Below are 18677 nucleotides of genomic sequence, written 5' to 3'. Positions count from 1 at the left end.
AAACAGTCGCCAATTTGATACTATAATTTTCGGTTTTGTTGATAGTCTTAAACTGGAAGATTTGAGATAGATTATTGCTGTTTAGTAGTATTATTTATGATTAAATGGATATAAAATATTCTATTTCAATTTCTTATATACTGCATAATTACTAAAGAATTATTAGTTTAACTAATATTAATTGCGAAACCTTTTTTTAATCTTAGGTTATTATAATCATTTGTAGATTATTCACAGATAATGGGCTTTTTTGCATGTGTTTTTCATCCTGTAAAATTAGCTTGAGTGCTGTTGCAAACTTTTATTCTTACCTAGAAAAGCGAGTTAAAAGTGTTCCGTAAAAATTTAGTAAATCTGCATTTTGTGCATAAAAAAAGAGACAACTATAATTGTCTCTTTTAGTGATTCTTTATAAAGAATAAGCTTGTAATGTTTTTTTTGCCCATTTTCCCCAGTCTTTCAAAGCATCTAGAAGTATTTTGTTTAGTCCTTTATTGTCAGTAGGTTTACCTTTGATTGGTGGTGCTAAATCTTTGTCAGAAACTGGAATTTCGGTAACCTTTGTAGCAAACCATGTCATGTTTTCATGCGGCATGGCCAATCCTAAAATTGTTCCGGGCAATCCTGTAAAAGATTCGGGGCCACCAGAAAACGGAATTTGAATCGTGTAATAGGCAACAACATAAACAGAATCGAGAACTATAGCATTTGCTCTACGGCATTCATAACCCGCAATTTCTCTGGTCTCATCGGTAATTTTCCAATCAATTTTGCGCAAACTGTCTTTAACTAAGTATAAATCGTCATAGACATTTTTTTGTGTAATACTGGTTTTCGTATCCAGATCTGTGGCGATAACATTTTTCAAATTTGCCATTGCGTCATCTGCAATCCAACTGTTGTTGCTTGTCGGTTCAGTGCTTTCATTCCATTTATACAAACTTTTGTTTTTGGAAAAGCTAAGTGTGCTTTTTACAGTTTTAAATTGTGGATTGTTTTTTTTATAACCTTCAAAAGCTAGTTTATAGTAACTGTCCGTTTCTCCTTTTATTTTTTTTGTAATCAAAGCATACATATTCGATTTTTTCTCAAATTCGATTACGCCATTTTCTACAAAGTGGTCATTTTGTGCAAAAGTATTGCAGCTTGCCAATACAGTTATTATAATTAAGATGCGATTTAATATTGTTTTCATGGTTTTAGTTTTGTTTAATTTCTCCTCCGCCCATTTTGCTGAAATCCCAGCTTACAGAGAACATAAAGTATCTTTGAATAGTGGTATAAGTGCTTTGATTGATATTTCCATTAAATGCAGAACGATTAAATCCTACATTTTGGTTTAAAAGATCTCTTCCCGTTATAGAAACTCTTAAATTATCTGATTTTAAGAATTTTTTGGTGATCGATGCATTCCAAAGAAAACGTTCAAAACTTTCCTGAATCACTTGCGTTTTTCCATTATATTGATAATTGCCATCTGTGCTAATTTCTAGTTTGAAAGGTAATTGTATACTGGCCCAGAAATTCCCATTAAAACCCCAGCCATTACTATCGCTATTTTCGTTGATGCTTGCATCAGCCACGTTGTAAGTAGGTCCGAAACTAGTATTAAAATTATATTTTTTTTCTTTATTCTTTGATAAGTTTAAATTAAGGGAATACGTTGAATTTTTAGTTTGATTCAGTTGCGTATTGATGTAATTATAGTTTACATTTTTGTTAGCGCTGAAACCAATTCCTGCTGTCATGTCTATGGCTTTGATTGTTTGGCCAAAATTACCATTCAGAAAATAACTTGTTGCAGCTTTGTTTTTTAGGTTTACAAATTGAGAAATACTTTGTCCTCTATCATTTGTAACCACATTGCTTATGATTGGATTTAGCGTAATGTTATATGATCCATTAACCGAAAAATATTGATTGCTTAGTACTTTATACGAATAATAATTTCCTCTAAAAGTATTTTTAAAAGAAGGATCTAAATTTGGATTACCCACAATCGTATGTAATGGGTTTTGATTATTTCGTATTGGCTGTATTTGATCTAGTGTCGGCTGCTCCGTGTTTCCGTTATATGACAAACGCAATACTTCTCTTTGTTTAAAATTATATTGATAGCTCATCTGAGGCATGTAGTTGATAAATTTTTGCGTAAAAGAACTATCCGTATAAACATCATATTGCTTAAAGTTTACACCACTAAATTTAGAACCAAAAGAAAAAACAGTTTTATTTTTTTTGTAATTAAAAATCGCTCCAATTTGGTTTATCGTTTGGTCTAATTCATAATTATTACTAAAAATAGAATCCAAAACATTATAATCGCCATTTGGAGACTGATTAAAAGATTTACGATTCGCTTTTCCGTTACTAATGTTGAATCCATAATTAAGAATTACAGATAAACTTTTGGATAGGGGCTCGGTATAGATTAAATTTGATTTAAAAGCCGTATTGCTAATATTGTTGACTTTCTTTTGATCGACTACTTTGGTGCTATCTGGACTAATTACGGATGCTGTAAAAAATTCAGCCCTAGAATTTAAATAACCATCACTTTTGCTATCGGTGCTCGATTGGCTTAAATTAAGAGATAATGTTCGACCTTTTTTCTTAAGCCTTTTGGTAAATAAAGTATTTATATTAAATGTTTTATCATCAGCATCGTTTGTAGTTGTCTGTTTCAAATTATTCAATTGGTTACCTTGTTCGTCAGTACCTTTTCGCATCTCTGCTTCACTTGAATTGCTTTTTTTAAATAACCCATCAACATTTAATTTTAAAGTCAAAGTAGTATCAATTTTAATTTCATAAGCCAGATCAAGTTTGTTTTTAGTCATGTTTTTCTCAAAACTCTTGTCAGAAGTATTATAAATGCTGCTAGAACTTAAATTTTGCTGGTTAATATCATTTCTATTTCCTGAAAGTTTGATATCGCCAATTTTATAATTTGCATTGATCGATTCTTTATCTTCGTTCCATTTATTGTCAAAATGTATTCCGCCAGTTTGCACTACTGGAATCCCTTCACCATTAAATTGTCCATCCCAACTTTCAAATTCATCATTTCCGCTGTTCGTAAAATAAATACCGCCGTCATCAGTTACCTGATAACTGGTTTGGCCATATTTATCTTTATCTCCCCATCCTAATCCTACTTGTCCAGTGTTGCCTAAAATGCCATAAGCAGCTAATTTTTTCTTATCCCAAAACTTATTAAACATGGCTTGGCCTTTGTAATAATTATCAGTTCCTCCTCCGAGTTCTACTTTCCCGAAGTGGCCATTTTTTTTGTCTTCTTTAAGTTTAACATTTAGCGTTTTGGTTTTCTGGCCATCATCAATTCCTGTAAAAGCCGCTTGATCACTTTTTTTGTCGTACAATTGTACTTTATCAACCATGTCTGCACGTAGATTTTTTGTAACTAAAGTGGGATCATCGCCAAAAAATTCTTCACCATCAACCAAAACTTTGGTTACAGTTTCGCCTTGAGCGGTAATTTTTCCATCCTTATCAATTTGTATTCCAGGGAATTGTTTAATCAGATCTTCCACTTTTGCATTGGGTTCTATTTTAAATGCTTTTGGATCAAATTCTAATGTATCTCCTTTGATTTTCATGGCGGCTCTATTGCCTTTTATAATTACTTCGGTTAGTAATCTTCCCTTATCGGCCAAATTAATTTTGCCATAATCTTTGATTAAGTTTGTAGAATCAACAGAAAATTGATCTACAAAATCGGCATATTTGGGATAAGAAACCAGTAGAATAAATTTACCGGCTTTAATATTATTCAACTCAAAAGAGCCATTTTCTTTAGCTCGTGTAAATTTTACTAAAATAGAATCTTGTGCTCTTAACAAAGAGACTGATGCTTTCGCTAAATTAGACTTGTTTATGGTATCTGTTACATATCCTTTAACTGTACCGGATATTTGTGCTTGTAAATTATTTGATAAAAAAAGAAAGCAACATAATAATAGAATTGTTTGTCTCATTAATTGGTTTGTGGTTTTTTGAAAAAAGGCATAATAGTTCTATTCTATTTTTTGAGAAATAGAATTAAAATGCATTTGTTTTGTGAGTGGTTTATTTAGTAAGAAGATTGTAGATGCTACAAGAGAAATTGAAATACTACCTTTTTATACAGTTTTGCAGAAGTAGATTGACGTGGTTTTGTGAAATTCATAATTTTTTAATAAGGTTATGATTGTTAGTTTTGTGAGTTTTAACTATTTAAAATGATAATGTTTAATAAAATAGTTAAATATTGATACGTTTCAAATGTATGTAAAAATACTACAATGTAACAAAGGCCTTTGCTTTTTATTAACAATTACGGATTGTAGGAAGCCCAATTTTGTCTTTGGAGAAATGTAAATTAAAAACGAAGTTGTATTCAATTGGGGGTGTAATAAAAAAATGGCGCCAATTGAAGACAATTGGCGCCATTTGGCTTTGTGACCTGTAGTTTACAATTTAAAAATCATTTTATAAATAATTAAGAAATCGGTCTATTTTTCATCAGATAAAATAATTCTTTTATCGAGAAGCAGTTGTATATATTGTGAGAGTTTAATTTGAAATCGATGATATATAAAATTCTAATGCAATACCTTTTAATGTAAAGTTGTGAGAATTATGGCTCATTAAAATTGAGCTTCTATAATAGTAGTATCAGATTCAAGATTAATATGCTGAATGTTGTTTGATGGTTTTTCATCCCAATCGCCCCAATCTCCATTATAGATCTTTAAGCAGATCATTTCATTATTTTCTCCCTGCAATATGCGTGTACTAGAGAGACTGCATTTATTTTTACTAAGAGTTGATTTGGTGGTTTCCATAACTGAGTATTTTAAGAATTAATCAATTTTAGATACGTTAAGTGTATCTGTTTTGTGTAAGAATGCTTCTTTGTGGGTAGCACTTGAACTTTCATCTTCGCAAAGATGTTCACAGCCATAATTTAAAACTGATGTAAGAACTACAATAATGATAAATAGAATCTTAAACTTTTTCATGTAAATTTTTATGATTGATTTGTTTTTACAAAGATAAATTCAAGCTTGCGTATATCTTACAGAATTGTATTCTGCATTTTATATAATTCCCACTTATTAAGGTGATTATCGTTGTTTTCTTGCTGAATTTAGAAGCTAATTTGTGCTTTAAATGCTTATTAAAACAATCAAACATGGGAATTATGTAACATTGAGATGATAATTATACAAATCGCCCCTTCAATTCTATTGATCTTTGTAAGATTCTCAAGTGTAATCCCAAAAATGAAATATCATGGATAAAAGAGGGCCAATCATAATTATAGAAGAAAATATAGAAGATCGCCGTTTATTTGCCCAGATTTTTTTGGAATTAACGATAGGCAATAAAATATTATATTTTGATACACTTCAAGAATCATACGAGGAATTACTATCAAATAAAGTCAAACCTTTTCTGATTTTTGCCAATATTCTTCAATTTGAAGAAAAAAACAAGCATAAGAATTTGGAAAATCATACTATGACCAGCCAAAAACTAGATTGTCCTTGTTTGTTTTTTTCAGTTTTGTTTCCAAACTGCTTTATTATAGATACGTATTCTGTTCCTGCAAAGAGTTATTTCATAAGTCCATACAGTGAAGAAAAATTCAAACAAGTATTGTATACTATCATTCAATTTTGGACTGCAAAAAATGACCAATCGAAAGAAGATAAAGAACGAAAAGCAAAATTTAAACTTCTAAAAAACAAACCCATCTAAAAACTAGATGGGTTTTAGTTTTTATAAATTTCGATTAGGATTTGTGCCATCTTCGTCATTTAAATCTCCAAGATCTTCGTTGTCTAAATCTTCATTACTGATGTCTTCATTGTCAAATTCATCATCCAGTTCGTCACTTTCTAAATCCTCATCATCAAATTCGTCTGTGTAACTTTCCTCATTGCCAAGTTTTTCATTACCAAATTCTTGACTTCCCAATTCGTTTGTGTCCAAATCGTTTCCATAATCAGGTTCTGCATTGTCAGATATCGAGTGATCTGGTGGTGTGTCAATATCTGGATCTTGATAGTTTTCTTTATTTTGAAAATTCTCCTCTCTCAGAGTATAATTTTCTTTTTCTTCTAAACTCATAATACAATTTTTTAAATGTTATTTTTTAGATGACCCTGATTCTTTTTTAGAACCTGAAGCAGCTTTAGAACCGCTTTCTTTTTTATCCATTTTTTTGTCTGATGCTTTAACACTATCAGCACTTTTCTTGTTTGAAGTTGCCATAATATAATTCTTTAAATTTGTTAATAAGCCAAATGTAAAGCGTCTATAAATCATTATTTTACATATAGATTAACTTCAAGTTGTATAATTATCAGTTTCGAGATTTTCATTAAAAAAAACACCTGCAAAAAATCACAGGTGTTTTCAAAGTAAGAAGTAGTAACAGTAAATTCTTATTCAGCAACTGCAGCAAAATTCACTAGATTGAGCGCGACATCATTTAAGATGCAATCTGCTTCTTTCTCTTCTGCAAGTGTCTGAGTCAATAATTTTGCGGCATCATTTTCACCAATTGCTTTTGCAAAAGCAACCAATGTTCCATAAGAAGCAATTTCATAATGCTCGATTTTTTGTGAAGCTGCTATAATTCCGGCATCTCTAACAGGGCCTGGAGCCGTCTCTTCTAAAATGCTGTCTCCTTCTTTTAGCAGACCAGCCATAGCTTCGCATTTTTTTCCTTCGGCTTTTTCGCCTAATAAATCAAAAACCTGCTCCAATCTTGAAACTTGGTTTTGAGTGATAGCAAGATGTTCTAAAACAGCACCCGCAAGTCCCGCAGCAGATGCATTAGCCGCCATTTTAGGCAAAGCACCTACCAAGGCATTTTCTGCCCAATAAATATCTTTTAAACTGTCAATAAATAAATCTTTCAATTCTGTAGCCGCATCTGCTGCTGGTTCTACAATATTTTTTGCAGTATTATTTTTTATATCTTTTGTTTGGCTCGCTTTTGGTTGAGCCGCATTTTTCTGACCTTGTTTTTCTGAATTTTTCATTTTTGTTTTTTTTGATATTAGATATATAAGTTTGGTTCACGCTGCCAAAAACGGTGTTTGGCCATTGCGTTTATAAAATCCTGAGCAAAGGCTTCAGTAGCGATTTCGCTGGTAAGGATTATACCTTCATCTTCATTGGTGATTTTTGAAGCAAATGGTGCTCCACTGATAATTTCAGAAGCTTCTCCATCGGCACCGATTACTTTGCAGTGTTTATATGCGTCGTTTAAGTATTCCATCACATCGTCGTTTTCTGCTAGTACATTTAAGCCTAAACCATGCGGTACATAAACAGCATCAAATAATACCGATGATGCAGTAAGGAAACTAAACTCTGCAGCAAGCGCTCCATCAGAATCGGTTAAAACAGAACCTAAGTGCGGTGCAATAACACAGCCTTTGGCACCTGCTTTTTTGAGTGCATTTTTGATATTCATAACAGACGCTTCAGAAACGCCGTCAGAAACTAAAATGGCTACTTTTCTAGATTCGATAGTAGGCGAGTTGGTTGGATTATTAACCATGCTTAACGCCTGCGAAGATTCTACTTCAGAAGTATTAGGCTGCGGTTCCTGAGTTCCTGCTTCTTCTGTTTCTGGAGAAACACCTTTGTTAATTGGAGTTTCTAAAATTGGTGGCACAGTAGCGCCAAGTCCAACAGCTACTTTTTCGGCAAGTTCTGTATCGACTTGAGATAATAGCCCGAGCATTCGTACTCTAATGGCAGTAGTTTCTACTTTTCCAAGTTCAAAACGCAATGCTTTTACGATATGGCTTTTTTCTTCTGGTGTCTGGCTGTTGAAAAACAGTTTTGCCTGTCCGAAATGATCCGTAAAACTTTCGCTTCTTGCTCGTACTTTATGTGCATCTACACGTTCGTTGAAGCTAGCAAAACCGCCTTCTGCAATTTTTGCCTGATACGGACATCCACCGCCTAATGAATTGGGGTGATAACTTACGCGCCCTTTATTAATTTCCTGTCGCATGTGCCCGTCACGCTGATTGTTATGAACTGGCGCAACGCTTCTGTTAATCGGAATTTCATGAAAATTCGGACTTCCTAATCTTGATAATTGAGTATCGGTATAAGAGAATAATCGTCCCTGTAAAAGCGGATCATTGGTAAAATCGATTCCTGGTACAACGTGTCCCGGATGGAAAGCGATCTGTTCTGTTTCTGCAAAGAAATTTTCAGGGTTTTTGTTCAAAACCATTCTTCCTACTATAGTTACCGGAACTAATTCTTCGGGAACAATTTTGGTTGGATCCAAAAGATCAAAATTATATTTATGTTCGTCTTCTGTTGGAATAATCTGAACGCCTAATTCCCATTCTGGGAAATTTCCCATTTCAATGGCTTCCCATAAATCTTGTCTGTGAAAATCTGGGTTTTTCCCTGAAATTTTCTGCGCTTCGTCCCAAGCAACGGCATGTGTTCCTAATTTTGGTTTCCAATGAAATTTTACAAAAACCGACTCTTCCTGCGCATTTACTAGTCTAAAAGTATGCACACCAAAACCTTCCATCATTCTGTAACTTCTCGGTATCGCACGATCAGACATGACCCACATAATCATATGCATGGATTCTGGCATTAAAGAAATAAAGTCCCAAAAAGTGTCGTGTGCCGATGCAGCTTGAGGAATTTCGTTATGAGGTTCTGGTTTTACGGCATGAATTAAATCTGGAAATTTAGCCGCATCTTGAATAAAAAATACCGGAATATTATTGGCTACCAAATCATAGATTCCTTCCTGAGTATAAAATTTTACGGCAAATCCGCGAGCATCTCTAGCAAGATCTGTAGAGCCTCGTGATCCTGCAACGGTAGAAAATCGAGCAAAAACAGGTGTTATTTGTCCTTTTTCTTGTAAAAATCCTGCTTTTGTCAATTCTGGAATCGGATTTGTTACTTCAAAAAATCCGTGCGCTCCAGATCCGCGGGCGTGAACAATACGTTCTGGAATTCTTTCGTGATCAAAATGTGTAATTTTTTCTCTTAAAATAAAATCTTCTAATAAAGAAGGTCCGCGGTCTCCAGCTTTAAGAGAATTATTATCATCGTTAATTCGAACACCTTGATCTGTGGTTAAAAATTTGTTTGTTCCATCGGAGGTATTGATGGATAAATCTCGTTGTTTTTCGTCTTGAAAATTTTTCATGTTGTTTCTAGAATTAGTTAAAAACTTTACAATAAAATACAGTCTTATCTTTCAGGTTTGTAGGTAGTTGCAGGCTGTAAATTATCAGGTATTTCAAATTTAAATTTTAAGATTGAGCCGTTTTTATAGAATTTTAAACCATTATTCTACAATTGCCACAAAACAAAAAATCTTCAAAAGTGAAGATTTTAGAATTATGCTGAAATGCACTCTGTATAAATTAGCGTGCTGAAAATGATAGATATAAAAAATCAAAAAGTTTTTAGAAGTTTGGATCCGAAGGATTCAAATATTTATAGCAAAAAAGCTTGCCTGTACAATGTGACCCCGAAGGGGGCATATTCGCGATGTAGCACAAATTCTATAAATATTTGAATCCTTCGGATTCTTTTGGGTAAATTTCAAACGGCTTGAATTTTATCCAACAGATTTATTATTATCTTTTAAAATGCTTTTACAAAGGCAAATAAATAGAAACTGTTGTTCCTTTATTGGGTTCGCTCCAGACTTTTATATATCCTTTATGATTATAGACAATCTTTTGAACCAAAGTCAATCCGAGTCCACTTCCGTATTGTGCGTCATTGCTTTGCAGTTTATAAAACGGATTAAAAATAAGCGCTTCAAAATCTTTATTAAAACCAATGCCATTATCGCTTACAAATAGCTTTACATAATTTACTTCTGGATTAGCTCCAAAATCTACTATCTCTTCTGGAGCCACATTTTCTGCTCCAACTGTAATTTCTGAAACAGCATCTTCTTTTGCATATTTAATAGAATTGATGATTAAATGCGAAAAAAGCTGTTGCATTTGTAAAGGAATAACGTGAAGAGTAGGCAAGGGCTCTAGATTTATAACTGGTTTCTTTTCGTTTATGACAGTTTTAAGATCATTAACGGTTTTCTTCAGTACCACATTTAAATCGGTTCTTTTAAAGTCTTTGTCTTTTCGGTTAAAATTTATTTTCGAATATTCGATAACATCTACAATAAGCTGATTCATATTATTGGCCGAACTTAAGAGACGGTTCAAATTGTATTTTCCAGTTTCAGATACTGTTTTTTCGCTGTCTAAAACCTTTTTTCCAAACATATAAATTTTACGGATAGGTTCCAGCAGACTTTCGCTTGCCGCAGAAGTAAAAGACTCTAATTGTTTATTGTACGCTTGCAGTTCAGCGTTTTTAGTTTTTAAAGATTCATTGCTCTGCTCTAATTCGGTAATGTCCTCCAGCGCAATTAAAATCATTCCCGCTGGAGCGGAATTTACGATAGGTGAGGCATTGATTAAAATTGTTTTTTTCCCTATTATATCAAAATCAAACTGCAATTTTAAACTTTTTACAATTTCATTTTGTGTGGTTTTTTTTAATATGGATTCCTTAAAAGCAGGAATATTCCAATGTGACTTTCCTATTTCTAAAATCGAAAAACCTTCCGTATGTTCTTCTGTAGTTTTAAAATACTCGTAGAAAGCGGGATTGGCACTTTTTACGACATAATTTTTATCAATAATAATCAAAGGTTCTCTAATGGTTTTAACAATCGATTCGTAAAAATTGCGCATAGAAGCCAGTTCTTCTCTATGTTCTTTTAATTCATCATTAATGCAGGACAGTTCTGCATTGTTGGATCGAAGTTCGACAGTCGAATTTTCAAGCTGATAATTGATGATTTGCAATTCTTCTGTACTGCTCAATAATTCTTCATTAGCAGTCTGGAGTTCCTCAAAATAAATCTGCTGTTCTTCAGTTACTTTTTTAAAATCACCTCTAAGCTGTGTTAATTCCTTTTCAATCTGTTTGGTATAATCTGGATCTACGCCTTGCGTCCGTTCGGTTTTATCTAGATTATTGATTTTTCTGCAGAATATAATGAGCAGCAATTCTGGATGATTAGGAAGATAAATTACCTCAAAAGAGGTCATAAAAGATTGATTTTTTATAGCTGTAAATTCACCAGAAAAATTCTTTTTCTCATTTCGGGCTTTCAAAATATAATTGCGCAGTTCAAATTTGAGTTCGTCACGCACCATGTTTATAATATTAAAACTTGGTTTTCCCGAAGCAGGCTGTAAAAATGGGCTGGTGTCACCATGAAAATAAACAATTTCCAAATCTTCATTAATGACTACTGTCGCAGGAGAAAACTGCTCTAAAAGTATATCTGAAGCGATTTTTTTATAATCTTTTTCATTTGAATCTGTCTGAATAGGCTGTTTAATGCTAATATTCACAGGATATTCTGAATGAAATTTTTCTTTAGGCTGAAGCTGCGGTACTTTTTTACGGGAGTATATTTTATCTGTTTTGTCAATTGCTGTAAACAAATGTGGAACGTGATGCGCCCATTCAGATTTTCCCAGAAATAAAATTCCGTTATCTCTAAGTGCATAATGAAACGACGCCAAGACATCATTTTGCAAATCTGCATCAAAGTATATTAATACATTTCTGCAGGAAATAAAGTCAATTTTTGCAAAAGGAGCATCTTTGGTCACATCATGAACGGCAAAAATGCACATATCGCGAATAACTTTGTTTACATGAAAACTATTGTCTTTTTTATTAAAATATTTTTCGAGTCTGGCATCGCTTATATTTTTTACGTCCTGTAAACTATAAACTCCTGCACGAGCTTTTGAAATGCATTTTTTAGATAAATCAGAAGCAATAATCTGAACTTTTACAGCTGTTTTGTTTACAGACTCCAAATAATCGTGAATGCAGATCGCAATAGAATAAGCTTCTTCTCCTGTAGAACATCCGGCGCACCAGATACGTATTGTTCCACTCGTGATATTATCTATTAGTGATGGAAATGTATTTTTGCATAAATTGTCAAAAGCTTCCTGATCGCGAAAAAAGTACGTTACAGGAATTAATAAATCATTAAAAAGCAAATCTTGCTCAGCTTCATTATTTTTCAATACATTCAAATACCGCTCTATAGTTTCCTGTTTAGTTGCCACCATTCTTTTTGCAATTCTTCGGCGCAAAGTAGTATGTTTATAATGCTGAAAATCGGTTCCTGTTTTTTGCAGCAGTATAGAAACAATTTGTTCAAACAACTCCTGTTCGTCTGGTATAGCTTCGTTTTCTTCATAAGAGTGCGTCAGTATTTTACTTTTATGAATGTCTCGTAATTGGCTTGTAACCTCATGAGCAGAAACAAAATGATCGATATAGGCCGTTGTGGTTTCATTTTGCACAAATCCGCCTTTAGAAACAACGGCTACCGTAGTGCCGCCAGCTTCTTTTAGTTTTTTAAGACCTGTAGATCCGTCAAAAGGAGTCCAAGCGAGCATTAAACCTACACTGTATTTCTGATAAGTTTCGCCTATTGCTTCAAAAAAGATATCGAAACAATTGTTGGTTTTGTTGCTTCGGTTGGTATATTTTAGTTGTAATATCCCGTTTTCTACAACAAGGAGATTATTTTCAGGAATAAGATAAATAGTGTTGGGCTGAATATTAATATCATGAATAATTTCAACAACCGGCATTTTTGAATCTGCGGAAAGTGTCGCTGCAAGATTTTCTGATTGGGGCGAAGACAAATCTTCAAAAATAATATAAGCCATTCCCGAATTTGCTGGGAAATGCGAAAGCACATTTTTTAATAAATCAATTTCTTTTGCTGCTGCTCCAACGGCTACAACGGGAAAATTATGTTGAGTAATTTTTTCTGATGTTACTTCATTAGTTTTCATTTGTTTACAAGGTTTATGGCAATCTTATAATTTAAAATGTTGTTTGGTGTAAAAAACAGACTTCTAAAACTTTAAAATTTGCAACAAACAAAAGTTATTGTTTTGAAAATCAAATTATTAATTAAATAATCGAACTATGAAAAATGTAATTGCATGCCTTTGTATGATCCTATTTTTCGGATTTGCATCAGCTCAGGAAACTCCTGCACAGAAAAAACAAAGTACGGATACTACTCACACGAAAAGTAAACATCCTACAAAAACACAAAAAAGCTCCACTACTAAAAAGGGAGATACAATCAACAGACAGCGTACTGATAAAAAAGGAAAAACGGTCAAGTCTGGAAATGTAAACAAGACTCCACAAAGTCAAGATTCTATTAGAACAAGACCGTAATGGATTTTTTCGTCAATAAAGTCTATTTGATTAAAAGTAGACTTTATTGATTTTTTTCAATTGCTGTCATAGATACTGTAAATGCACACTCCGGACTTATTTATGAGGTTGATTACAGCATTCTATATTAGATCGTTTTATAAGATTGATTTGATATCTTTTCAAGTAAATATAATCTTACTTTTGGAGAGCTTCTTGTATATTTATGATAAAGATTTTCATAATTCCCATTTTGCTGTTAGTCAATAGTCCCTAGTCTCTAGTCCTTAGTTTAGGCTAACGCTAATGCTAAAAAAAAACAAGGACTGGGAACTAAGGACTGAAGACTAGGGACTCTAAAGCTAGTACTAAGAAGGAAGAAAAATACTTACAGCAGTGCCCACATCTACGGTGCTATCAACTTGAATAAAACCATTATGATTGGAAACAATTTTTTTGACCAAAGTAAGTCCTAGACCGCTTCCTGAATATTCATCTTTACTGTGGAGCCTGTAGAACGGCTCAAAAATGCGATTTTCAAAATCTTTGCCGATTCCGATGCCATTATCGCTAACAGTAATTTTGACGTATTCGATTTCTGGATTTCCTGCTAGTTTTGTTATCTCTTCCGACGTTGCTTTTACAGATTCAATCTTAATTTGAGGCGCAACATCTTCTTTAGAGTATTTTATTGAATTTAAAATCAAATTCGTTAGCAATTGCTGTATTTGAAAATTAATGGCATGTATACTGTTTTCTTCAATAGCAAGTTCAATTACAGCTTCTTTTTCTTCAATAGAATCTTTGATATCATTGAGCGTTTTTTTGAGTAGAAGGGTAAAATCGGTTTTTTTTGATTTTTTTTCGTTAAAACTTATTCTCGAATAATTGATAAGATCGGTAATTAACTGACTCATATTTTTTACCGAATACATCGCACGCTGCAGATTGTGTTTTCCATTTTCTGATAAACTTTTTTCTTTATCAAAAATCCTTTCGCAAAGCATGTAAATTTTATTGAGAGGCTCCTGCAGATCATGGCTTGCCGCAGAGGTAAAGTTTTCTAACTGCTCGTTGTAAACCTGCAATTCTGTATTTCTATTGTTCAACAATTCATTTGATTCTAGTAAATCTGTAATATCTTCAAATGCTAAAAGAACCATTCCGTCCTGTTTCGCATTTTGGAGCAAACGGGCATTGACCATTAAGGTTTTCTTATCTGTTTCATGACAGGAAATCTGTAATTTATAATCTTCAATCGCCTGTTTTTGAACTGCCATTTGTAAGATTAGATTCTTAAAATCAGGAATATCCCACTGAGAGTTTCCAATTTCAAAAAAAGAAAATCCTTCCGTCTCTTTATCAGTTGTGCCAAAATATTTGTAAAAAGCTGGATTGGCACTTTTTACAGTGTAATCTTTATCAATAATAATTAAAGGCTCTCGAATAGTCTGAACGATAGATTCTGCATAATCGCGCATAGAAAGCAGCTGTTCTTGACGATCCAAAAGTTCGTCATTGGTGCACATCAATTCCTGATTATTGGACTGAAGTTCTTCAGTTGAAGTCTGCAGTTCTTCATTAAGCGCCTGAAGTTCTTCTGAACTGCTTAAAAGCTCTTCATTGGTTGTCTGAAGTTCTTCAAAAGCAATCTGCTGTTCTTCGGTAACCTTTTTTATATCATCACGCAATTGCGATAATTCCTTTTCGAGTTCAGCAATTCGAAGCTGATCTGCATTTTTTTTGTTCGGTTTCGCATCCAAATCCGTTTCAGGAAGCGGACATTTATGAAACAGAATCATAAGATGATCTTGGTCACTAGAAAGTGTAAGGATCTCAAAAGAAGCCTGATAATTCTGGTCTTTTACCGTAAGGTTTTCGTGAAGTATATTTTCTCTATTTTTTTTAATTTCAGAAATCGCATTGCGAAGCTCAAAACCAATTCCTTCGCGAGCCATTTTTAAAACATTAAAATTAGGCCTTCCTGGTGCAGGCAATAAAAATGGAGAAGTATCGCCATGAAAATGAACAATTTCTAAATGTTCATTAATAATAACACTGGCTGGTGTATATTTTGAAAATAGAATATCGTCGGCTATTTTTCTAAAATCGATTTCCTCACCGCTTTGAACTGCTGTCTGGCGGTTTATAGTATTATAAATCGGTTTAAACGGCTGCGGAACATAACGGGCAGGAGTAAATTTTTTAGCGTAAATTTTATCCTGTTTGACAATCGTTTCAAACAAATGAGAAGCCGTATTTGCCGACTCTGACTTGCCAAGAAAAAGAAATCCTTTTTCTTTTAAAGAATAATGAAAAGAACCCAACACTTTTTCCTGTAAAAATGAATCCAGATAAATCATCACATTTCGGCAGGAAACCAAATCGATTTTAGCAAAAGGCGGATCTTTTATAAAATTATGCCTCGCAAAAACGCACATATCGCGAATTACTTTATTGATATGATAATGTCCTTCGCGTTTGGTAAAATAATTTTCTAATCGGGTTTCAGAAATATCGCGAACATCTTGCGCAGAATAAACGGCAGATCTCGCCTTGGCAATGGATTTCTCTGATATGTCTGAAGCAAAAATCTGGACTTTTATATCTTTGATGTTATGCTGAGAGAAATATTCACAGATAATTATAGCAAGCGAATAGGCTTCTTCTCCCGTTGAACACGCTGCTGTCCATATACGTAATGTATTATCGGTACAGTTTTCTATTAATTGAGGCAGAATTGTTTTAGAAAGCGAATCGAAAGAATCTTCGTCTCTAAAAAAGTAAGTCACAGGAATTATTAAATCGTTGGCTAACAGTTCCTGTTCATTTTTATCGTTGCGGAGGATGTCGTAATAATCACTAATGTTTTCTTTTTTTAAAGCCACCATTCTACGGTTAATGCGCCTTAAAATAGTTGGTTTTTTATAATGAAGGAAATCATTTCCTGTTTTTTGCAAAATAAGATTTAAAATCTGCTTTAGAACCCCATCTTCTTTTTTAGGAATATCCATCTCATCGCTATAAAGATAACTTTTACGAATGCTCGTTAAATGCGGTATGATATTTTCTGGAGTGAGAGCAAAGTCGACCGCATCGGCTTCAATAGCATTTTGAACCGTTGTTTTATGAACAGCGGTTTCTGGATTTTGCACTATGGCGGTGCCGCCAAATTCTTTTATTTTCTTTAATCCGTGCGTGCCGTCAGACGATGTTCCCGAAAGCAAAATACCAATTGAAAACTCCTTGTATATTTTGGCTAAAGCTTCAAAGGAAATATCGATGGGCGTCGTAATTTTATCAATACGAGTTATATGCTGCATTTTCAAAATTCCATCTTCCGCAGACAGATAATTATTCTCTGGTACGATAGAAATAGTATTTGGCTGAAAATGGATTCCGCTTATAATTTCTGAAACTGGAATTTTTGCATTTTGACTTATTGCTTCAACTAGTTCAGCTGACGGATAGGAGGATAGCTGCGGAATAATGACAAAAGCCATATCCGAATCTTCAGGTATTTGTGCTGTTATTTTTTTTAAAACATCTAAATCTCCTGTAGAAACAGCTATAGCCGTTATTATTAAATTTTGAGAAATATCTTCGGTTTGAAATTTATTTTGCAAGATCATACATTAGCATTGAAAAAAGTATGCATTACAAATATAGGGATAAAAAATGCCTCTAAAATTTGTAATTCATAAGTTTAAAGATACTATTATTTTTAACTTTTCCATTCAATTCATTCGATTTCCTTAAAGGCTTTTTATTAGTTTCTGAGTTGATAATATAAGTTTCAAGCTTTTACTAAAACAGAATCCATAAACTTTCCTGTAATAATAGTTCCTTCTTCATCTTCCCATTGGGTAATAATATTTTCGATAAGTTCTGGCTCAAAACCAATTACCGTCATTATTGGACCGCCAAACTCCTGTTTGACATTTTGTCCTTTCTTAAATTTTGTTTCCATAATTGATTATACGATTTATGACAAAATTCATAAAATAGGGATTTATAAGTATTATACTTTTTTAGAGAGAACTTACAGGATTTAATGGATTAAGGTCTGCGATCAGCGTTTGATTTATGTAATTATTGATTAAAGTATTATAAGTATAACTTTTTAATATATAGTTATTTAGTGATTGTAATTTAAAATAGTTATTTATGAAAGCAGCAGTGATACACGGACCAGGCTCGATCAAATATGATACAGTCGATGATCCTATATTAAAAGAAAAAGACGATATAATTTTAAAAGTAACTTCTACGGCCATTTGCGGTTCTGATCTTCATATTTATTCAGGAGGATTTCCGCAGCCACGCCCCATGGTTTTAGGCCATGAGTTTATGGGAATCGTAGAAGAAACAGGATCAACAGTTACACACTTAAAACGAGGCGATAGGGTTGTAGTGCCTTTTCCGATTGCCTGCGGAAACTGTTTTTTCTGTGAGCATGATTCTCCAGGAAATTGCGAACACAGTAATCCAGAACATTATGGGCCAGAAGGCGGCATTGCTACTCAAAAAGGTGGCGCCCTTTTTGGATACACCGATTTGTATGGCGGTTATGATGGAGGACAAGCGCAATATGTGCGAGTTCCGTATGCCAATTATGGTCCGAGAATGGTGCCTGAAGATTTATCAGACGAACAGGTGCTATTCTTGACCGATATTTTTCCAACAGGTTATACAGGAGTCGATTGGGGAGAGGTAAAAGGCGGAGAAACAGTGGCTATATTTGGAGCTGGTCCGGTAGGAATTATGGCTGCCAAAAGTGCGTGGCTTCGCGGTGCAGGATTGGTTATTATTGTAGATACACTGCAATACAGATTAGACAAAGCAAAAGCCACTACAGATTCTGTTACTTTACTTTGGGGAGACGGCCCAAAAGATGTGATTGAACAAATTAGAGCCATGACCAACGGGCGCGGTGCTGATGTTTGTATAGATGCAGTAGGTTTTGAGCCAGACCGAAATTTAGGAGATCGCATTAAAGCTACCATCAATTTTGAAAAAGGGTCGATTAAAGTCCTTGAAGCTTGTATGAGTGCAGTAAGAAGAAATGGAATCGTATCTGTACTAGGTGTATATCCTGTGAATTATGATAATTTTCCGTTAGGGCAATTTTTTGATAAAGGTATTGTTTTGAAAGGAGGTCAGGCTCCAGCGCACAAACATATTGATAAACTTTTGGAATATGTTGTTCAGGGAAAAGTAAAATTGGACGATATTATTACGCACCGACTTCCGTTATCCGAAATTGCACATGCTTATGACATTTTCAAAAAGAAAGAAGACAACTGCGTAAAAGTAGTTTTAGATCCTTGGAAATAATCATAAAGGCAAAGTTCTGATCATGAAAA

Annotated in this window: 13 protein-coding genes; 3 read left to right on the top strand and 10 right to left on the bottom strand. The window is 33.7% G+C overall.

What is annotated here, in order from left to right:
• Nucleotides 1-409: 409 nt before the first annotated feature.
• The 3 genes from Q9Q97_RS05725 to Q9Q97_RS05715 form a co-directional block, all read right to left on the bottom strand.
• A complete protein-coding gene (locus tag Q9Q97_RS05725) occupies nt 410-1195 on the bottom strand; it encodes a GLPGLI family protein (RefSeq protein WP_306155479.1) in 786 nt (261 codons plus the stop codon).
• Between the two features lie 4 nt (nt 1196-1199).
• A complete protein-coding gene (locus Q9Q97_RS05720; RefSeq protein ID WP_306155477.1) occupies nt 1200-3998 on the bottom strand; it encodes an outer membrane beta-barrel family protein in 2799 nt (932 codons plus the stop codon).
• Between the two features lie 651 nt (nt 3999-4649).
• Nucleotides 4650-4847 carry a hypothetical protein gene (locus Q9Q97_RS05715; protein ID WP_306155475.1) on the bottom strand — a complete coding sequence of 66 codons (198 nt, stop codon included), beginning with the start codon at nt 4845-4847 and terminating at the stop codon, nt 4650-4652.
• A gap of 451 nt (nt 4848-5298) precedes the next feature.
• On the opposite strand from Q9Q97_RS05715, the gene Q9Q97_RS05710 reads away from it, so the two are divergent.
• Nucleotides 5299-5766: a hypothetical protein gene (locus tag Q9Q97_RS05710; protein WP_306155473.1), complete on the top strand. Its 468-nt coding sequence runs from the start codon at nt 5299-5301 to the stop codon at nt 5764-5766.
• A gap of 21 nt (nt 5767-5787) precedes the next feature.
• On the opposite strand, the gene Q9Q97_RS05705 is transcribed toward Q9Q97_RS05710, so the two are convergent.
• From Q9Q97_RS05705 to Q9Q97_RS05685, 5 genes are all read right to left on the bottom strand, one after another.
• Nucleotides 5788-6138 carry a hypothetical protein gene (locus tag Q9Q97_RS05705; RefSeq protein ID WP_306155471.1) on the bottom strand — a complete coding sequence of 117 codons (351 nt, stop codon included), beginning with the start codon at nt 6136-6138 and terminating at the stop codon, nt 5788-5790.
• 18 nt (nt 6139-6156) lie between these two features.
• Nucleotides 6157-6282, bottom strand: coding sequence for a hypothetical protein (locus Q9Q97_RS05700; protein ID WP_306155469.1), 126 nt, complete (start codon nt 6280-6282; stop codon nt 6157-6159).
• A gap of 173 nt (nt 6283-6455) precedes the next feature.
• Nucleotides 6456-7058: a ferritin-like domain-containing protein gene (locus Q9Q97_RS05695; protein WP_306155466.1), complete on the bottom strand. Its 603-nt coding sequence runs from the start codon at nt 7056-7058 to the stop codon at nt 6456-6458.
• Between the two features lie 17 nt (nt 7059-7075).
• Nucleotides 7076-9220, bottom strand: coding sequence for a catalase (locus Q9Q97_RS05690; protein ID WP_306155464.1), 2145 nt, complete (start codon nt 9218-9220; stop codon nt 7076-7078).
• 454 nt (nt 9221-9674) lie between these two features.
• Nucleotides 9675-12935, bottom strand: coding sequence for a CheR family methyltransferase (locus tag Q9Q97_RS05685; RefSeq protein WP_306155462.1), 3261 nt, complete (start codon nt 12933-12935; stop codon nt 9675-9677).
• A gap of 136 nt (nt 12936-13071) precedes the next feature.
• Between Q9Q97_RS05685 and Q9Q97_RS05680 the strand changes: the two genes are divergently transcribed.
• A complete protein-coding gene (locus tag Q9Q97_RS05680) occupies nt 13072-13332 on the top strand; it encodes a hypothetical protein (RefSeq protein WP_306155460.1) in 261 nt (86 codons plus the stop codon).
• A 347-nt stretch (nt 13333-13679) separates the two neighbouring features.
• Here Q9Q97_RS05680 and Q9Q97_RS05675 read toward each other — a convergent pair whose 3' ends face one another.
• Nucleotides 13680-16943, bottom strand: coding sequence for a CheR family methyltransferase (locus Q9Q97_RS05675; protein ID WP_306155458.1), 3264 nt, complete (start codon nt 16941-16943; stop codon nt 13680-13682).
• A gap of 164 nt (nt 16944-17107) precedes the next feature.
• Entirely contained in the window at nt 17108-17281 is a 174-nt protein-coding gene (locus Q9Q97_RS05670) for a hypothetical protein (RefSeq protein ID WP_306155456.1), read from the bottom strand.
• A gap of 197 nt (nt 17282-17478) precedes the next feature.
• Here Q9Q97_RS05670 and Q9Q97_RS05665 point away from each other — a divergent pair, with 197 nt between their 5' ends.
• Complete coding sequence (locus Q9Q97_RS05665) at nt 17479-18648, top strand: zinc-dependent alcohol dehydrogenase (protein WP_306155454.1); 1170 nt, start codon at nt 17479-17481, stop codon at nt 18646-18648.
• Nucleotides 18649-18677 lie beyond the last annotated feature (29 nt).

The organism is Flavobacterium sp. DG2-3 (assembly GCF_030730925.1).
Lineage (GTDB): Bacteria > Bacteroidota > Bacteroidia > Flavobacteriales > Flavobacteriaceae > Flavobacterium.
Note: the sequence above shows the minus strand (reverse complement) of the source record. Positions and strands in the feature narration are given on the sequence as shown.